The organism is Alteromonas sp. WD8-37, assembly GCF_055326825.1.
Genome location: NZ_JBUZOV010000001.1, coordinates 1,030,626 through 1,045,951, shown reverse-complemented (window position 1 = coordinate 1,045,951; position 15,326 = coordinate 1,030,626). Strand labels below are relative to the sequence as shown.

16 protein-coding genes are annotated in these 15,326 nt (G+C 50.0%); 8 read left to right on the top strand and 8 right to left on the bottom strand.

Translation table 11 applies throughout. The features are described 5' to 3' along the window. Positions 1-9: 9 nt before the first annotated feature. On the bottom strand, positions 10-1,344 hold the full coding sequence (locus ACTUJZ_RS04620; protein WP_463635077.1) for a sigma-54-dependent transcriptional regulator: 1,335 nt from the start codon (positions 1,342-1,344) through the stop codon (positions 10-12). Between the two features lie 224 nt (positions 1,345-1,568). Between ACTUJZ_RS04620 and ACTUJZ_RS04615 the strand changes: the two genes are divergently transcribed. Beyond that, positions 1,569-2,147 carry an exopolysaccharide biosynthesis protein gene (locus ACTUJZ_RS04615; protein ID WP_463635076.1) on the top strand — a complete coding sequence of 193 codons (579 nt, stop codon included), beginning with the start codon at positions 1,569-1,571 and terminating at the stop codon, positions 2,145-2,147. Here the strand turns inward: ACTUJZ_RS04615 and ACTUJZ_RS04610 are convergent. The 3 genes from ACTUJZ_RS04610 to ACTUJZ_RS04600 form a co-directional block, all read right to left on the bottom strand. Further along, positions 2,128-4,005: a putative bifunctional diguanylate cyclase/phosphodiesterase gene (locus ACTUJZ_RS04610; protein WP_463635075.1), complete on the bottom strand. Its 1,878-nt coding sequence runs from the start codon at positions 4,003-4,005 to the stop codon at positions 2,128-2,130. The two genes, ACTUJZ_RS04615 and ACTUJZ_RS04610, sit on opposite strands and share 20 nt — an antisense overlap. Positions 4,006-4,240: 235 nt before the next feature. Beyond that, complete coding sequence (locus ACTUJZ_RS04605; RefSeq protein ID WP_463635074.1) at positions 4,241-5,158, bottom strand: LysR family transcriptional regulator; 918 nt, start codon at positions 5,156-5,158, stop codon at positions 4,241-4,243. 80 nt (positions 5,159-5,238) lie between these two features. Then, positions 5,239-5,589, bottom strand: coding sequence for a rhodanese-like domain-containing protein (locus ACTUJZ_RS04600; RefSeq protein ID WP_463635073.1), 351 nt, complete (start codon positions 5,587-5,589; stop codon positions 5,239-5,241). A gap of 179 nt (positions 5,590-5,768) precedes the next feature. Between ACTUJZ_RS04600 and ACTUJZ_RS04595 the strand changes: the two genes are divergently transcribed. Beyond that, positions 5,769-6,089 carry an ArsR/SmtB family transcription factor gene (locus tag ACTUJZ_RS04595; RefSeq protein ID WP_463635072.1) on the top strand — a complete coding sequence of 107 codons (321 nt, stop codon included), beginning with the start codon at positions 5,769-5,771 and terminating at the stop codon, positions 6,087-6,089. A 2-nt stretch (positions 6,090-6,091) separates the two neighbouring features. On the opposite strand, the gene ACTUJZ_RS04590 is transcribed toward ACTUJZ_RS04595, so the two are convergent. From ACTUJZ_RS04590 to ACTUJZ_RS04580, 3 genes are all read right to left on the bottom strand, one after another. Beyond that, the gene (locus tag ACTUJZ_RS04590; RefSeq protein ID WP_463635071.1) at positions 6,092-7,405 is read right to left on the bottom strand and encodes a class II fumarate hydratase; all 1,314 of its coding nucleotides are present in this window, start codon (positions 7,403-7,405) and stop codon (positions 6,092-6,094) included. A 3-nt stretch (positions 7,406-7,408) separates the two neighbouring features. Further along, the gene (locus tag ACTUJZ_RS04585; protein ID WP_463635070.1) at positions 7,409-8,140 is read right to left on the bottom strand and encodes a PRC-barrel domain containing protein; all 732 of its coding nucleotides are present in this window, start codon (positions 8,138-8,140) and stop codon (positions 7,409-7,411) included. A gap of 179 nt (positions 8,141-8,319) precedes the next feature. Beyond that, positions 8,320-8,679 (bottom strand): MaoP family protein, encoded by a 360-nt coding sequence (locus ACTUJZ_RS04580; protein ID WP_463635069.1) that lies wholly within the window; start codon positions 8,677-8,679, stop codon positions 8,320-8,322. 306 nt (positions 8,680-8,985) lie between these two features. Here ACTUJZ_RS04580 and ACTUJZ_RS04575 point away from each other — a divergent pair, with 306 nt between their 5' ends. The 5 genes from ACTUJZ_RS04575 (at position 8,986) to ACTUJZ_RS04555 (ending at position 13,355) form a co-directional block, all read left to right on the top strand. After that, entirely contained in the window at positions 8,986-9,150 is a 165-nt protein-coding gene (locus tag ACTUJZ_RS04575) for a hypothetical protein (RefSeq protein ID WP_463635068.1), read from the top strand. Between the two features lie 106 nt (positions 9,151-9,256). Then, positions 9,257-10,105, top strand: a complete 849-nt coding sequence (locus ACTUJZ_RS04570) for a LysR family transcriptional regulator (RefSeq protein ID WP_463635067.1) — start codon at positions 9,257-9,259, stop codon at positions 10,103-10,105. Between the two features lie 97 nt (positions 10,106-10,202). Continuing rightward, positions 10,203-11,585 carry a M16 family metallopeptidase gene (locus tag ACTUJZ_RS04565; RefSeq protein ID WP_463635066.1) on the top strand — a complete coding sequence of 461 codons (1,383 nt, stop codon included), beginning with the start codon at positions 10,203-10,205 and terminating at the stop codon, positions 11,583-11,585. 2 nt (positions 11,586-11,587) lie between these two features. Further along, positions 11,588-12,997: a M16 family metallopeptidase gene (locus ACTUJZ_RS04560; RefSeq protein WP_463635065.1), complete on the top strand. Its 1,410-nt coding sequence runs from the start codon at positions 11,588-11,590 to the stop codon at positions 12,995-12,997. A 1-nt stretch (position 12,998) separates the two neighbouring features. Continuing rightward, positions 12,999-13,355: a DUF2750 domain-containing protein gene (locus ACTUJZ_RS04555; RefSeq protein ID WP_463635064.1), complete on the top strand. Its 357-nt coding sequence runs from the start codon at positions 12,999-13,001 to the stop codon at positions 13,353-13,355. A gap of 330 nt (positions 13,356-13,685) precedes the next feature. Here ACTUJZ_RS04555 and ACTUJZ_RS04550 read toward each other — a convergent pair whose 3' ends face one another. Then, positions 13,686-14,636 carry a transposase gene (locus tag ACTUJZ_RS04550; RefSeq protein WP_463635063.1) on the bottom strand — a complete coding sequence of 317 codons (951 nt, stop codon included), beginning with the start codon at positions 14,634-14,636 and terminating at the stop codon, positions 13,686-13,688. Between the two features lie 300 nt (positions 14,637-14,936). Between ACTUJZ_RS04550 and ACTUJZ_RS04545 the strand changes: the two genes are divergently transcribed. Next, positions 14,937-15,185, top strand: a complete 249-nt coding sequence (locus tag ACTUJZ_RS04545) for a DUF2789 family protein (RefSeq protein ID WP_463635062.1) — start codon at positions 14,937-14,939, stop codon at positions 15,183-15,185. The last annotated feature ends 141 nt before the right edge of the window (positions 15,186-15,326 follow it).

Sequence of the window (15,326 nt, the reverse complement as noted above, 5' to 3'; positions counted from 1 at the left end):
CCTCGACGATTAATCGTCCTTGCTCAGATCGCCATAGGCGTGCAGACGGTTGTACAATGTTTTGGTACTGATCCCTAACATTTCGGCAGCCAGGGTTTTATTGCCGTTTACTTTTTCTAAAGTGGCGTAAATCAGTTCCTTTTCCACATCCTCGATGGTGCGGCCAGCTTGCAAAGCTGGGGTGGTGGACTGTTTCTTCGCAAACGGCGATTCAATGGTTTTTGGCAATTCCAGTTCTGTTTTATCAGGGTCACTCATGATCGCGGCACGATGCACAAAGTGGCGCAATTCACGCACGTTGCCCGGCCAGTCATATTCTTTGAGGGTTTCCAGTTGGCCTTCTTTCCACTGAAACTGGGTTTTATTTTCAATATTCAGCTCGTCGATAAAAGCGGTGGCCAGTAGAGGGATATCATCCCGGCGTTCACGCAGCGGCGGAATGGTAATAGGGAATACCGCTAAGCGAAAATAAATATCCTCGCGCAACACCTTGCTTTGGGCGATGGCTTCCATGGAACGGTTAGTGGCCGATACTACACGGCAATTAATCGGAATGGCCTTGGTACCGCCAACTCGAATAACTACCTTGTTTTCTAATACCCGCAGCAAATTAGGCTGCATATCAATGGGCATTTCGGTGATTTCGTCTAAAAACAGCGTGCCGTTTTCGGCTTGTTCAAATACCCCGGTTTTACGACCCACCGCCCCGGTAAAGGCGCCTTTTTCGTGACCAAACAGCTCGCTGCCGATTAGCTCCTTTGAAAACGCACCGCAGTTGGTAGCAATATAAGGGCCTTCTACATCGGAGGCTGCATGAATGGCTTCTGCCACCACTTCTTTGCCCACACCACTTTCGCCCAGCAGCATTACGTTGGCACTGGTTCGGCTGACCCGTTCAATCAGCTTATACAACTCTTTCATCGGCGCTGATTCACCAATTAAATGGCCAAAGTAACGCTTGATGTTTGAGCCAGATTTTTTGCTCTGGTTTTCGGTTTTGCCGGTCAGCACCGCTTCAATTTCTTCGCGCTGAATAGGCTTGACCAGATAATCAATATTCGGCCCGCAAAGGCCTTTGATAATACCGCGAACCGAAGGGTGGCCAGTGATCAACGTGACCCGGGGGCGTTTGCCCAGCGCATCTAGCTCGTCAAATAAATGGACACCACTGCCATCGGGCAGCATAAAATCAAGCAGGATGTGGTCAAAACTTTCTTTAGTTAGCCAGTCACGAGCCTCGGCCAGATTGGCGGCGGTCAGTACTTCGTGACCAAGAAATTCAATGATAGTACAGGCGACATCAGTAAATTCAGGATCGTCGTCAACGAGTAAAACAGTTAACACCAGATTGTTTCCCTTGCTGTAAATACATTGCCAATAAATAAACTACAGGTTATCGGCTTGGTAGGATCACACGACTATCAAATTTTTTATGTGTAATCGACTGATATAAGAACAATTTTTCTAAGAATAACATTGATGGCACATATTTAGCTACACATTACATTGTCGTCACAATGTGACTTAACAGGTAAGCGTAGATGATAAGCATGGCTATAGAGCGCTCGATGAGTTTGCATGAATTGCTCGGTCGCATGCAACATGATAATAATGAGGAAAAAATTACCTTCGGAGAATTGCTGACGGTAATGCAAAAGCGTGGGTTTGGCCCTATGCTGGCCGTGCCGGCGTTCATCTGCTCCACGCCTATCGGCGCCATCCCGGGCATCCCCACGGTGACAGGTATCACTATTTTTCTCATTTCGCTGCAAGTTTTACTGGGCCGAAATAGCCCCTGGCTGCCCGATACTATTACCAATATAGGCATCAGCCGCGACTCACTGAATAGTGGGGTGGATAGCTTTAGACCTATTGTGACCCGAGTGGATAAATTTTTAATGCCACGCTGGTTTTTTATGCGTCAGTTTTTTTTTCGAAGTCTGATTGCCATTAGTTGTGCGCTGTGTGGCTTGATGATGGTGCCGTTGGAGCTGGTGCCTTTTCTTGGCTTGGTCCCAGCCCTGGCGGTTTTCACCATGGCTATCGGCATGACCACCGATGATGGTGCCGTGGCCCTGTTAGGTTTATCGCTGGCCATTTTAGGCTTTGTGATGGGCGCGCAGCAAATTATTGAGTTAACGAGTTAACCAGTACGGAATCACGTGCGTTGAGCAGGGCATCAATCCCACTGGCCGGGGTGGGTTTTCCAAAAAAATACCCCTGGCCAATATTACATTGCATATTACGTAGCAGAGTCACCTGGCTTTGCTGTTCAATGCCTTCAGCCACCACTGTGATGTCCAGGTTGTGACACAGCGCAATCATGGCCTCAACGATTTTTGCGTCTTTATGGTTGTCGGTGACGTTGGTAATAAATGCCCGGTCCAGTTTGATGGTATGCACATTAAGTTCGCGCAGGTAGGCAAACGAGCTCATGCCGGTTCCGAAGTCATCGATAGAGGTTTTCAGGCCGAGGCGGTTAAATGCATTAATCATGCGCTGGCTTACTGCCACATCCACCATGGTCGCACTTTCGGTTAGCTCAAATTCCAGCAGGGAAGGGGTGATGCCGCTGGTGGTTAGTAACCGCTCGACAAAGGGGACAAAGGCACTGTCCATCAGATTATAGGCGGACAGGTTCACCGCCACCGGTAACGGGGTTCCCTGGTTTTCCCACTCGCGGATTTGGGCCACCGCGTTTTCCACCGTATAGCGGGTAAAGGCATGCACAATGCCGCTTTGTTCTATGAGCTCGATAAAGTACGCCGGTGACAGTACGCCTTCATCGGGGTGGTTCCAGCGTACCATTGCTTCTACCCCGGCCAGCTCGCCGTTGATCAGATCCACCTTGGGCTGATAGTACAACTCAAATTGTTTTTGTTGTAAGGCCGAGCGCAGCTGACTGCGCAATGTGACTTCTACCGTGCTGTTATAAGCCAGTCGTTCGTTATACACCTGGATCCCCAAGCGCATGCGCTTAGCCCGCAGCATCGCATTTTCTGCATTTTGCACCAGGGTTTCGACCAGATGACCATGCTCCGGTACACAGGCCACACCGATGCTGCAGCCAATTTCAAAAGCACTCTTACCGATATTCAGTGGCTCACGGCATTCATATAACAGGGTAAAGGCCCGGCTCATCACATCATCACTGGGCAGTTTGGGCATCCACACCACAAACTCATCGCTTCGATACCGGTACAACATCATCTCTTCATCGGTGATCTGGCGCAGGCGCTGCGAAAAGGCCCGCAGCAGCTTGTCACCCATATCGTGGCCCAGTGCGTCATTGATATCGCGAAAACGGTCAAGATCTAAAAAAAACAATGCACCTTGTTTATCGCTTAGATCCAGCCCAGACAGCAGTGCGTTGCGATTATACAAGCGTGTGAGATTATCAATCAGCGCCAGTTTTTCTAAGTTGCGGTTGGCACTTTCAAATCGCCGGGCAATAAATGCAGACATGATCAGCGCAGTCCACACCGACAACCAAAAGGTTAAAAACGCCGCCACCGATAAGCGGCTAATCACCCGGTCAGAAATCAGCGCCATATCTTCAGAGCGCCAAATCACTGTCAGCGCCACATTGTCTGGCGGTAATACCTCACTGTGGACGTAATACTGCTGTTCGGCTTCTTCAAAAAAGCCGGTTTGTTTAAGCGGTTGCAGGTAGGTTTGCGGAGCCAGCTGCGGGTCGCGATACAATTCCTGATTGGCCAATTCAATCAGCACAATATCATCAGCCAGAATAGACAGATCGCGGGGCACCAGCGTCGGCGGTTCGGCCTCGCCGGGATCATTAATTACCGGTGCCAGTAAGGTTTGCACATCGGTGTATTGTTCTTCAAAAGCCTGCCGTTCTAAGTCTTCCTCCATTTCCAGCAGCAGGTTATAGCCTACATAGCAAAAAATGGTGATGACCAGCAGCGACAACAAAATCGAGCCGATCAACAGCCGCTTGCGAAGATTACTGTCACTTTTTATCAGTTCGAGATTATCTGGCATCACTGGCCCAAAAGCCTGCTATCGCCACAACGTACTGCCGGTTAGCGCGCACCGGAGCAGCCGCCAGGGCTACACAGGGTTGTTTGTGCAAAATTAAGGTGTCGGGCCGACCTGGCCGTTGTACAAGCATGAGGCGCCCTTAGCAAATTGTTATTATTAGACCAATCGCACTGGCTACGGTGCGTTGGTGTTCTATGCTACTGCCTGATAGTTATAACGCTAATGCCGATTTGGTTCAATCGTCGATCCCGAAAACCACCGCAGTGCCGGGTAACTGCATCGACTGAAAGCGCAGTTCACCGATAAAGGTGCGCGCTGCCGGGCCGAGTCGGTCACCGTCTTCAAAACATAAATTGAGCAATGCACGACGCTGGCCGCCGTGCTCCACCGGCAAAGGAGCCAGACTGCCTTCATCCAGGCTCTCCTGAATCATGGCCACCGGCAGCCAGGCATAGCCCAGCCCGCGCTTGATCATGTCGATGGAGGTGCGAGTGTGGCTCACTGTCCAGCGCTGCTCTGCACCCAGCCAGCCGGCATCCGCGCGTTTTTCACTGGATGAGTCACGCACCACAATCTGGCGGTAGGATTTTAGATCTTCTGAAGTGAGAACGCGCTGATATTGATGCAGCGGATGGTCGGGGTGCGCCACCAGTAAAAACTCTATTTCGCATAAATGCTCGCTAAAGCCATTATCCAGCGCAAACGGCGAGATCGCGATATCGGCTTTGCCCTGACGGAGCAAATCATTGGCCCCTGAAAGCACAGTTTCCATGATTTCGATGCGCAATAGCGGGTATTCGTCTGACACTGTATTTAACACCCGATACAGCATTTCGGCCGGTAAAATGATATCAGCCGCGACCCGAAGCTGGGTTTCGGTACCGTGCTGCAAGCTGGCTGCCACAGCCTCGACCTTGTGCGCTTCGTCTAATAAAAAGCGGGCTCGACGTAGCATCAGGGTGCCGGCATCGGTCAGCCGGACGCGGCGGCCGTCATTTTCAAATAACGCAATCCCTAAGGCTTGTTCCAGCTTATGCACCGCATGGTGAATGGACGACTGGCTTTTATGCACAGCCTGCGCAGCCTGATTAAAACCGCCAGCCTCAGCCACGGCTTTAAACATCCGCCATTGTTCCAGGGTTGCCTTAATCATGCCCGCCTATCACACTGTTTGCTTATCAAGGCCGGTATGATGCCTGCTAGTACTGGCAAATACCAGCGCAGGGCATCCGGCTAGCCCTCAAAAGCTGCCTGGATATCTTTGATATTACTGACAATAGCGGTGACATTGGTATAGCCCATGGCGAGCAGTTGCTCTCCAGCAAGTTGCGCGCGGACGCCGGAGGCACAATGTAGATACATGGGTTTATCAGGGTTTTTGAATTGCTCAAGCACTTTCATCTCAAGCACACCCCGGGGAATAATAAAAGAAGCGGGAACCGGCGCCTCGGCCATTTCAGATGGTTCGCGCACATCAATTAAGGCACCTTTATTGTCTGCCAGCTCAGCTTTAGCCTCTGCAGCTGTGACAGTGCGCAATTCGGCAGGTAAGCCGGCTAAACGTTCCTGAATCGACTTTAACATACACTCTCCGTTGCTGATTTGACACACCACAAAATCATTAGCAAACCCTAATATGAACAAGGGCTAGGCGTAAATCCAGTGGTTATCTTTAGATTGTCATATTTGTGCGATAAACGCACTTGTGCGAGATCTAAACACGCGTTTCAATATGCCTTTATAACAAACATTACGTTGCCTGAATGTCTGCTATTTACGAAACAAAAAACAATGATGTTATTTTAGAGTACGTTGACGAAGCTGAGCAATTTTTAAAATTGCTTGCCAACAAGACACGCCTGACGGTGTTGTACTCGTTAATCGGCCAGGAGTTGTCGGTTTCAGATTTGCTTACTCGGATCAATGTGACTCAGCCGGTTTTGTCACAACATCTGGCGCTGCTTCGCGAAGCCCGGGTGGTGGCCACACGCCGTGAGGGTCAGGTAATTTTTTATCGCCTGACCGATGAGCGGGTGGCCGAGGTCATCAATTTAATTAACAGCTTTTTTGATTCCCAGGATTAACTCTAAACCAGTTTGGCGGGGTCGAGCAATGCTTTAAGCTCGTTCTCGTCAAGCTCGGTCATCTCTTTTGCGACCTCCAGAATGTCGCGCTGCTCCTCATACGCTTTCTTGGCGATTTCCGCACCTTTTTCATAGCCGATTTTCTGATTCAACGCTGTGACCAAAATTGGATTTTTCGACAGCACCTTGGCGACCTGATCCTGGTTGACCTCAAACGTGGCGATAGCCTTGTCGGCCAGATGCTCACAGGAATTGCTCATCAGCTCGATGCTCAGCAGCAGATTCTGGCCAATCAAAGGCAACATCACATTGAGCTGAAAATTACCGGACTGTCCGGCCACCGTTACTGCGGTGTGATACCCCATGACCTGCGCGCATGCCATGGCCACGGCTTCTGGGATCACCGGATTCACCTTACCGGGCATGATACTGCTGCCTGCCTGCAATTTAGGCATGGCAATTTCGGCCAGGCCGGCCAGCGGGCCGCTGTTCATCCAGCGCAGGTCATTACTGATTTTCATCAGCGAGGCAGCCAGCGTGTTTAACTGGCCGGCCAATTCCAGCGCTGTATCCTGAGCCGAAATAGCAGCAAAATGATTATCGGTAACCGAAAACGACAGGTCGAGCTGGCGGCTTAACGCCGCGCAAACCCGGCCGCCAAATTCTTCGTGCGTGTTGATGCCTGTCCCCACCGCGGTACCGCCGATGGCTAACCGAGTCAGGCGGGTGAGGGTATCATCCAGGCGCTGGCGGTTTTGCCGCAGCTGCGCGCGCCATCCGGATAGCTCCTGGCCAAAGGTAACCGGCATGGCATCCATCAGATGAGTGCGGCCAGTTTTGACCACCTCTTGTAAGCTGTCGATCCGCTGGCTTAACACCTCATCAATATGATTGAGCGCCGGCAGCAGGCAGCGCTGTAACTGTAAAGCTGCGCTGACATGAATGGTGGTGGGGATCACATCGTTGGAGCTCTGTCCCATGTTCACATCATCATTGGGATGGATGCGATGGGTACCTTGAGAGGCCAGGGTGGCAATCACCTCGTTTGCATTCATATTGGTGCTGGTGCCGGAACCAGTTTGAAATACATCTATCGGGAACTGCACATCATGCTCGCCGGCGGCCACCGCCATGGCGGCTTTATGAATCGCTTCGGCACGGTCGTTGTCGATCAAGCCCAGTTCCTGGTTGGCTGTAACACAGGCGGCTTTGACATAGCCTAACGCATGAATAAATGCCGCTGGCATGCCAGTATGACTAATAGCAAAATTTTCTACCGCCAGAGCGGTTTGTTTTTGATAAAGCGGTTCGGCCATGACTTACTCCGTGTCGGTAATGATCGATTTAAGGTAGGCTGCATCGCCCAGCCGGTCCATATCAATCTCGGGTTTATTCATTAGCTCATCATGGCTCAGATTGACATGAACTTTGTGGCTGGACCAGTCGATGTTTTTTATATCGCGCGGAGCAATGGCCAGCTTTTTACCGCCGGGCAACCAATTGCGGGTATCGATGATTAACAAGTGCAGCGCCCAGCCACTATGGTCAAAAATGAAGTCGGTGATGTGGCCTACGTCGTCATCAGCGGTGGCCACGTCATAACCGTGTACCTCATTGCACGAACGCAAATGATTAGTGTGCTCGGCGGTTTTGTTTTCCACTTGCTGACTGACTTCTTTATCGGCCAGTTCGGTGGGGTGAGCAAAATCTCCCCAGGCGCCCGGGCCAATCCAGTAATAGCCGTAGCCAAAATAAGTAAACAGGGTTTCTTCGTATTCCCGTGACACAGGTTTGTGCTCATCAATAGACGGGCTGTCTTTGAGCTCCTGTGATGACATATTGATGGTTAGCCATTGCTCGTCAGTGTCTACCTTGGCGACCGAGATCGGTGAAATCACCACTTTGCGGCTCATTGGCAGCCAGCTATTGGTGTCTGCCACTATATAGCGGGCAACATAATCCTGGTCATCGAACAGAATGTCTTTGCACTTACCGATGTCACCGTCGGTGGCATGGATCGAATAGTGGGTAATTTGTTTGTGTGAAATCATGGTGCCGCACTCCCTCATAATGTCCCTGGCGCAGTCACACCATAGGTGCACTGCGTATAAAGCAACTATTGGTAAATTCGTGATAAGGAACACGAAAGATCACCTGAGAGGCGGTGAGGGCGAGGCGCTGCAAGATAGTATGCAGGCTAGATTGCTCCAGCCTGCATCCAGGGTGAGGACTAACCGGCTACATCATACTCGTCGGCAGAAAAATCTTCATCAAAATCAGGCTGATTACTGGCCGAACTATGTAGGGTGTAAAAATGCCGTTTGCCCCGTGCCAGCCGCACGTATTTGAGCCAGGCTTTTTCTAACACAGTGTGCGCGGCCTGGATCCCTTGCATCACCTCGATAAAATGGGTTTCATCCAGGGTCTGTGGCGTCAGTTGCTGCTGTTCCAGTGCCAGCAGTGTATTGCCATAACGGGTCAGCAGATCCGCTTCTGTGATACTGAAATCACCGGACTTGCGAAAACCATAAGGAAATTTTGCACGATCAGCAAACGGTTTGGTTGCAGGGCGAATATCAGGAGTATTCATGAGTGTTCTCTTCTCAACAAGGGGTTTCAAAGCACCTTTTAGAAGAAATCTCGGTAAAATTAAAACAAATTTTTTTGTCCTTTGACACAAAAAAATGTTTTCAAGAAAGCGGGCTGGAAAGCCTCATAAAAATGGTATGAAATGATGCGGTTAGGCGAAAACCCAATCTATGATTAACGAGCCTGACAAACATTTAGATTGCCAGTAGATGCAAAAAATTTTTAATCGTTACGATGATTAATATTTGTTTTAAATTTGACCAATAGCACAGATAATTAGTTTGTCATTAATAAACAAGAGACAGCAATGAGCAAAGACTATCGTTACCAGCGGGACGAATGGGACTCGGTAGAAGATGAAGACACGCACGGTAAAAAACATACCGATCGTCGTCATCAGGTAAAAACTAAACAGAGAAGGGACGAGCAACGACGCGAAAAGCAACGTCGTTTGCATCAGGAAAGCCCTTGATGGTTACCGGGAACTGAATTCCCGGGATTTTACCAGTAAAACGTTTTACAAATCTGCACTTATGTGACAGCTTTACGGGCATGTATTAATACAATGCCCGTAAAGCATGGATATTCGTTTTTTATCGACCTTTATCGAAGTGGCTAATACCCGTCATTTCGGCAAAGCTGCGGAAAACCTCTTTCTCACGCAGTCAGCCGTGAGTGCCCGAATCAAACTGCTGGAAGAATATTTTCAGACCACGTTATTTATCCGCCATCGTAATAGTATCCAGCTCACTCCAGCCGGCCAGAAATTGTTGCCGTATGCGCATCAGCTCAGCGATACGCTTAATGACGCCAAACGCGAACTGCAGTTGCAGTCGGGTGAGTATGTGGTGTGTGGGGCTACCCAGCTGGCCAGTGAACTGCAGCTGACCGAATCCTTGTCCTGCATTCATGATGCCTTTCCAGACTGGTCGGTAAAAGCTGAAGTACTGACATTAGATAATTTGCTGCGTCAATTGCACGAACGGGTGATTGATGTTGCGTTTTCGTCTGAGCCGTTAAAATCAGAAGAAGTATTCAGCCGCCCGCTTAGTTCCGAAGCCTTAGGCCTGTACGCCATCAATCGCAGTGCCGACCAGGAGGTTCAGGCGGCCGACTTTATTGCTATCGACTGGGGCAGTAAGGTCAGTGAACAAGTTTTGTTACATTTTCCTGCCTTACGTGAAGCCAAATTACGCACCAACTCCTTACAACTGGCCTTGCGCGCGTTGGACGAAGAGGGCGGCTTAGCAGTATTACCGCAAACGCTGGCTACCGGCCATCCACGCTGGACCTGTGAGTTGTTGCGACCGCTGGACGATGTTACCGCCAGTGTTTATCTTAGCCATCTCAAAACAGTCAAACGGTCCACACTGACCCAGCTTATCGATGCGGTCATCGCGCACGCCAATCCCACGCCAGCACAATAGTTGCTGCTAGACAGTAAATAGATTAAGTTAATTTTTGCCCAGGGCAGTATGGCTGCCCTGTTTTTATTTACCAGCCTCGTATTTGAAAGGAATTCGTATGAAAAAACTGACGTGCGTGCTTGCCGCGGCCTGGTTGAGTGGGTGTCAGTCGCCCGAACCAGCGGAAAACGAACTGACTCAATCCAGTTCGCTGAGTGTCCCTGTGGTGTACGAAACATTGGACAATGGCTTAAAAGTGGTGGTGTCAGAAGATCACACCGCGCCCATTGTTACCATTGGGGTGTACTACAATATCGGCTTTCGAATTGAGCCGCAGGATCGCACCGGTTTTGCGCATTTGTTTGAACATATGATGTTCCAGGGCTCGAAAAACCTGCCCAAAGGCGAATTTGATAAGCTGGTTAACGGCAACGGGGGCATCAATAACGGCTCGACCCGGTTTGATTTCACCAATTACTACGAGGTTGTGCCGGCGCATACCCTGGAAACCTTTTTATGGGTAGAGGCAGACCGGATGTCGGGGTTGAATATTACCCAGGCAGAACTGACCAATCAGCAAGGTGTGGTGAAAAACGAAGTTAAAGTGAATGTGCTCAATCGCCCGTATGGCGGCTTTCCCTGGATTGATATGCCGCAACTGGCCTTTGATAACTGGTATAACGCGCATAATTTTTATGGTGAGCTGAGTGACCTGGATGCTGCCACCTTAGAAGATGTTGATGCGTTTTTTGATAAATATTACACCCCCAACAATGCAGTGTTGGTGGTGACCGGGGATGTCGACCCGGCCCAGACCATGGCCTGGGTAAAGCAATACTTTGCGGACATTCCGGCCGGTCCGGCAGTGACGTTGCCTGATATCAGTGAAGCGCCGCAACAGCAAGCACGTTTTGCTAGTCGCGTGGACCCGTTGGCGCCTAAACCGGCCTACGCCATCGCTTATCGCATGCCGCCTAAGAACAGCACTGAATTTTATGCTCTGGGACTGATCGACCAGTTGTTACTGCAAGGTGAAGACAGCTTGTTGTATCAACAGCTGGTGGAAGAGCATGCAGTGACCAGCTCAGTAAATGGTGGGATCAACTTATTGGGTAACATGTTTAACTACAATGGTCCGATGCTGTGGACCGCTTCGTTTCAATATGACCAGGAAACTGGACTGAATAAGATCCAGGAACTGGTGCAAGATGCGGTGGCTCAGTTGCAACAAGACCTGGTGAGCGAAGATGCCTTACAACGAGCCAAGGTCAAATTGCGCTCAGATTTGTATGACACGCTGGATGGCAGCTATGGCATTGGCAAACTGGATTTGCTGGCCACCCTGGCATTGTTTGAAGACAACCCTCAGCGTATCAATCAGCTGGAAGCCGAATTTGAAAAGATAACGCCGGAGGATATTCAGCGCACCGCCCAGCAGTGGCTGGCGCCAAATAACCGGTCAGAATTTGTTATCGAAACCGCACAAGGGCAGGGAGAATAGCCATGATTAAGCAAATTTTTCAGTACGGTGTGGTATTGGTCAGCTTAGCGGGAGCTCCACTGAGTATTGCACAGCCACTTGAGCAACCGCCGAAGCCAGGTAAGCCCAAAGACTTTACCTTGCCTGAACGTCAGCAGGTGACCCTGCAAAATGGCATGCAAGTGACCTTTATTCCTTATGGCAGCACGCCCAAAGTGTCGATGGCACTGCAGTTTGATACCGGCAATGCGTATGATGACACGCTCAATGGCCTATCGGATCTGACCTTTGAATTGTTAACCAAAGGCACATCGCAGATGGATGCTGGTGAGATTGCCCGTGCTGCCGCCGGCATGGGAGGCGAGCTAAGCACGTCGGTGGGCATGCATAGTAGTGCCCTTTATTTGGAAGTGCTTAGCGATTCGGCTATCCCGGCAGCGCAGTTATTGGCGCAGGTCGCCACCGAGTCAGTATTTGCCGAAGCCGCGTGGGAAAAAGCCCGCGCCAACATGGCCCGGCGCGCACAACTGTTACGGGCGCGTCCGCAGTTTACCGCCAGCGAAGCTTTTATGCAGGATATGTATCCGGATCACCCGTACAGCATGATGTTTCCTACCGAAGAGCAAATCAGCCAGCTTGAGTTAGCAGCGGTGCAGGGATTTGCTGACGAGGCGCTGGTGGCACAGCGTGCGCACCTGTATGTGGCCGGGGTATTCAACCAGCCGGCCTTGCACGCAGCCATCGCCGAAGCTTTTGGTGAAATGCCAGCTGGCAGCGTCGCGCCGGCGATTACTGCCCCGCCTGTGACCAGGACACCCACCTTAACTGTCATCGACCGCCCGGATGCGCCACAATCCACCATCCGCCTTGGGACACGCACACTGCCACCCAGTCATCCGGATTACATCAGCCTGACGGTTACCAATACTTTGCTGGGCGGCATGTTTTCCAGCCGGATCACACAAAATATCCGTGAAAACAAAGGGTACACTTACTCGCCAAGTAGCACAGTGTCTGAGCAAGTGGATAGCTCGGTGTGGTATCAGGCGGCGGATATCCAGGCTGAAAGCACCGGCGAAGCGCTCAATGAGATCATCAAGGAGATCACCCGATTGCAGCAGGAACAACCTGATCCGAACGAGCTGCAAGGGGTAAAAAATTACATGGCTGGCATTTATGTGCTACGAAATTCCAGCCGTTACGGGCTGATTGGCCAACTGATTTATTTGGACACCCACCAGTTGCCCGAGACCCGGTTGACTGAGTATGTGTCGCTGGTCAATGCAGTTTCTGCCGAAGCGTTACAACAAAGAGCGCAAAGCGAGCTGGATTTAGCTACAATGTCGCTCGTTGTGGTAGGTGACGATGCACAGATGAAATCTGAATTGGATCAAGTGCAGGGCCTGCCGGTTATTCAAACTATAGGACAATGATATGGCGTTAGATGAACATCCGCTGCTGGGTGTAAGTGCATCACTGCGGTTGCAAGAAACCATTGCGGGCATCAAAGAAAATCAGAAAGTATGGATTTTGAAAGATGCAGATGGATGCGTGATGTTGAGCACGGATGACGAAGACGGAGTTCCTGTGTGGCCGGATGCCGGTATGGCATTGCTGTGGGCCACAGAAGACTGGGCCGATTGTGAGCCGATGTCAGTGTCGCTTGAGGACTGGTTAAAAAAATGGACCCCTGGACTTATGCAGGACGAACTCACCGTAATGATTTGCCCGGTACCCGGCGAAGACGGCGAGGTGATGGAGCCTGATGAGCTGGCCGAAAAGCTGATGTAATTAAGCATTTCTTAAAATGCCCTGCAATTGCAGGGCGTTTTTTTATCTGCATGGGGACAGCCACTGGCTTAAGTGGACACTCACCCGGCACACTTAATGTTGACCGACCTGGACAGTCATCCTCAGGTCACACAAATCGATCATCATCTTTTTGATTTTTAAAGGGATTTTGGTTTAACAAGTGATTTTTTCGTGCGACATGTTAAAGTGCTCATGATTGTGTGACTTTATTTTGCAGGTCACTGCAATACCCCCATAGGGCGCAAGCGCTTTTCTAGCTATCACAAACAATGTAGTAGCCTACAGCGATTCAACTGAGTGCAAACTTTTTTAATTCAGCAATTTTCGTCTGGCGCATGGCAGGCTGATCAGATTGCCAAATTTGGACTCAATATTGCGGATAAAATCCAGCCAGTGAGCGGGTGATAATTTTGTCAATAACGGGTTCTTTTGTGGTCGTCGAGATTTTGAGGTCGGCTGGACCAGCATCAAATTTAGTAGAGCCAGATAATCCTGCCACCGAATGGGTAAGTTTGCGGGGTTAGATACTTCTGAGGTAAATTGAGCTAACTGACGCGCACGTTTTGACTGTGCCAGGCGGTATTTGATGCTTGTGTGATCAGAGGTTTCCAACGAAGTCGCGATCCCTGCACGAATCGGGTTTAAGTCAACGTATGCCATACAAGCTGCGACTGCTGCTTCATCCAGCAGAGCTTGGGATTTGAACCGTCCCTCCCAAAACCGCCCGGTACAATCGTCTTCTTTATTCGCTTTGCGTGCGATGTACTCATTTAGCAAGCGCATAAACCAACTGATGCTGGAGAGTCGTTCTCTAAGCTCTTTAACCATCTGGCTAACTGTTTCTAGCTCAGTCTGGCTAAGTGCTTGTCGTAGAACCGGGTCCAAAAATTTCACGCAGCAGGGCGCGGGTTTGTGTAAGCGATACCAGCGCCGCAGCACTTCTTCATCACTCCACGTTGCCGCATGCGCCAACTGAACCTGCAATACCAGATGGGTGTGATTGTGCATCACAGCAAAAGCACAGACATCAATAGCAAATATCTGGCTTAGCAGGAGCAACCGGTTTTCTACCCATTGGCGGCGGTGCTCAAAAGATCTTCCGGTATGTAAGTCTTTACCACACAGGTGGGCACGGCGCACACAACGTGACACACAATGGTAAAATGGCGTCCGAGCTATGTCGATAAGTCTGCTTCGGGGTAAAGGCACGGCACGGTCCTCAGTGGATGAATGGTGCTGTATTTTCATCCGGCTTAACATGTTTTGTCACCTGACCGATATGTCTGTTTGTCGCCGCTAAGTCACAACAGTTTGCACCTTACTTGTATAAAGAGAGGATGCTGTCGCGGGCCAATGCGCTGGTGGATGTCCAGGTTCAATGTTCAGGTTCAATGGGTGGGTGTCCATGTATTAACCAGTGGATGTCCAAGTTCAATGAGTAGGTGTCCATGTTTTAACCAACAATGAGAACGCTTTTTGCCTGGTCGGTGCGAGGCCCACTGAGATCTTTGCACAGGGAATATGCGTTTATACCCAAAGAGTCATTATAAAGGAGCCACAATGTATACTGAGCAACCTACTATGCACGACCTGTTCACCCAGTTAGGTCTGGATGCCTCGGATGAGGGCATTGATAAATTCATCGAAGATCACAAAGGCATGAACAAGAGCCGACATATTGAAGAGGCTCCATTTTGGAATGCTTCCCAGTGTGCGTTTTTAAAACAAGCCATTGACGAGGATGCTGAATGGGTGGTGATCATCGATGATCTTAATGCGCAATTGCATCATGACCAGTCCGGTCAGTAAGTTGAGCACAGGGTAATCTGCGATATTGTTGTAACTGAAACACTTTTACACACTTTTACAGCACAAAAAGCTGCAGCAAACGTGTGCTCACGTGACATTACAGGGTACTATCGATACGTTCTCACAGTGAATATCAATAAG

Bases quoted from the DNA above. Each gene is read 5' to 3' on its own strand.
- ACTUJZ_RS04565 (WP_463635066.1), top strand. From the start codon at position 10,203: ATGAAAAAACTGACGTGCGTGCTTGCCGCGGCCTGGTTGAGTGGGTGT.
- ACTUJZ_RS04600 (WP_463635073.1), bottom strand. From the start codon at position 5,589: ATGTTAAAGTCGATTCAGGAACGTTTAGCCGGCTTACCTGCCGAATTG.
- ACTUJZ_RS04550 (WP_463635063.1), bottom strand. From the start codon at position 14,636: ATGTTAAGCCGGATGAAAATACAGCACCATTCATCCACTGAGGACCGT.
- ACTUJZ_RS04590 (WP_463635071.1), bottom strand. From the start codon at position 7,405: ATGGCCGAACCGCTTTATCAAAAACAAACCGCTCTGGCGGTAGAAAAT.
- ACTUJZ_RS04615 (WP_463635076.1), top strand. From the start codon at position 1,569: ATGAGTTTGCATGAATTGCTCGGTCGCATGCAACATGATAATAATGAG.
- ACTUJZ_RS04595 (WP_463635072.1), top strand. From the start codon at position 5,769: ATGTCTGCTATTTACGAAACAAAAAACAATGATGTTATTTTAGAGTAC.
- ACTUJZ_RS04585 (WP_463635070.1), bottom strand. From the start codon at position 8,140: ATGATTTCACACAAACAAATTACCCACTATTCGATCCATGCCACCGAC.
- ACTUJZ_RS04555 (WP_463635064.1), top strand. From the start codon at position 12,999: ATGGCGTTAGATGAACATCCGCTGCTGGGTGTAAGTGCATCACTGCGG.
- ACTUJZ_RS04545 (WP_463635062.1), top strand. From the start codon at position 14,937: ATGTATACTGAGCAACCTACTATGCACGACCTGTTCACCCAGTTAGGT.
- ACTUJZ_RS04570 (WP_463635067.1), top strand. From the start codon at position 9,257: ATGGATATTCGTTTTTTATCGACCTTTATCGAAGTGGCTAATACCCGT.
- ACTUJZ_RS04580 (WP_463635069.1), bottom strand. From the start codon at position 8,679: ATGAATACTCCTGATATTCGCCCTGCAACCAAACCGTTTGCTGATCGT.
- ACTUJZ_RS04560 (WP_463635065.1), top strand. From the start codon at position 11,588: ATGATTAAGCAAATTTTTCAGTACGGTGTGGTATTGGTCAGCTTAGCG.
- ACTUJZ_RS04605 (WP_463635074.1), bottom strand. From the start codon at position 5,158: ATGATTAAGGCAACCCTGGAACAATGGCGGATGTTTAAAGCCGTGGCT.
- ACTUJZ_RS04610 (WP_463635075.1), bottom strand. From the start codon at position 4,005: ATGCCAGATAATCTCGAACTGATAAAAAGTGACAGTAATCTTCGCAAG.
- ACTUJZ_RS04575 (WP_463635068.1), top strand. From the start codon at position 8,986: ATGAGCAAAGACTATCGTTACCAGCGGGACGAATGGGACTCGGTAGAA.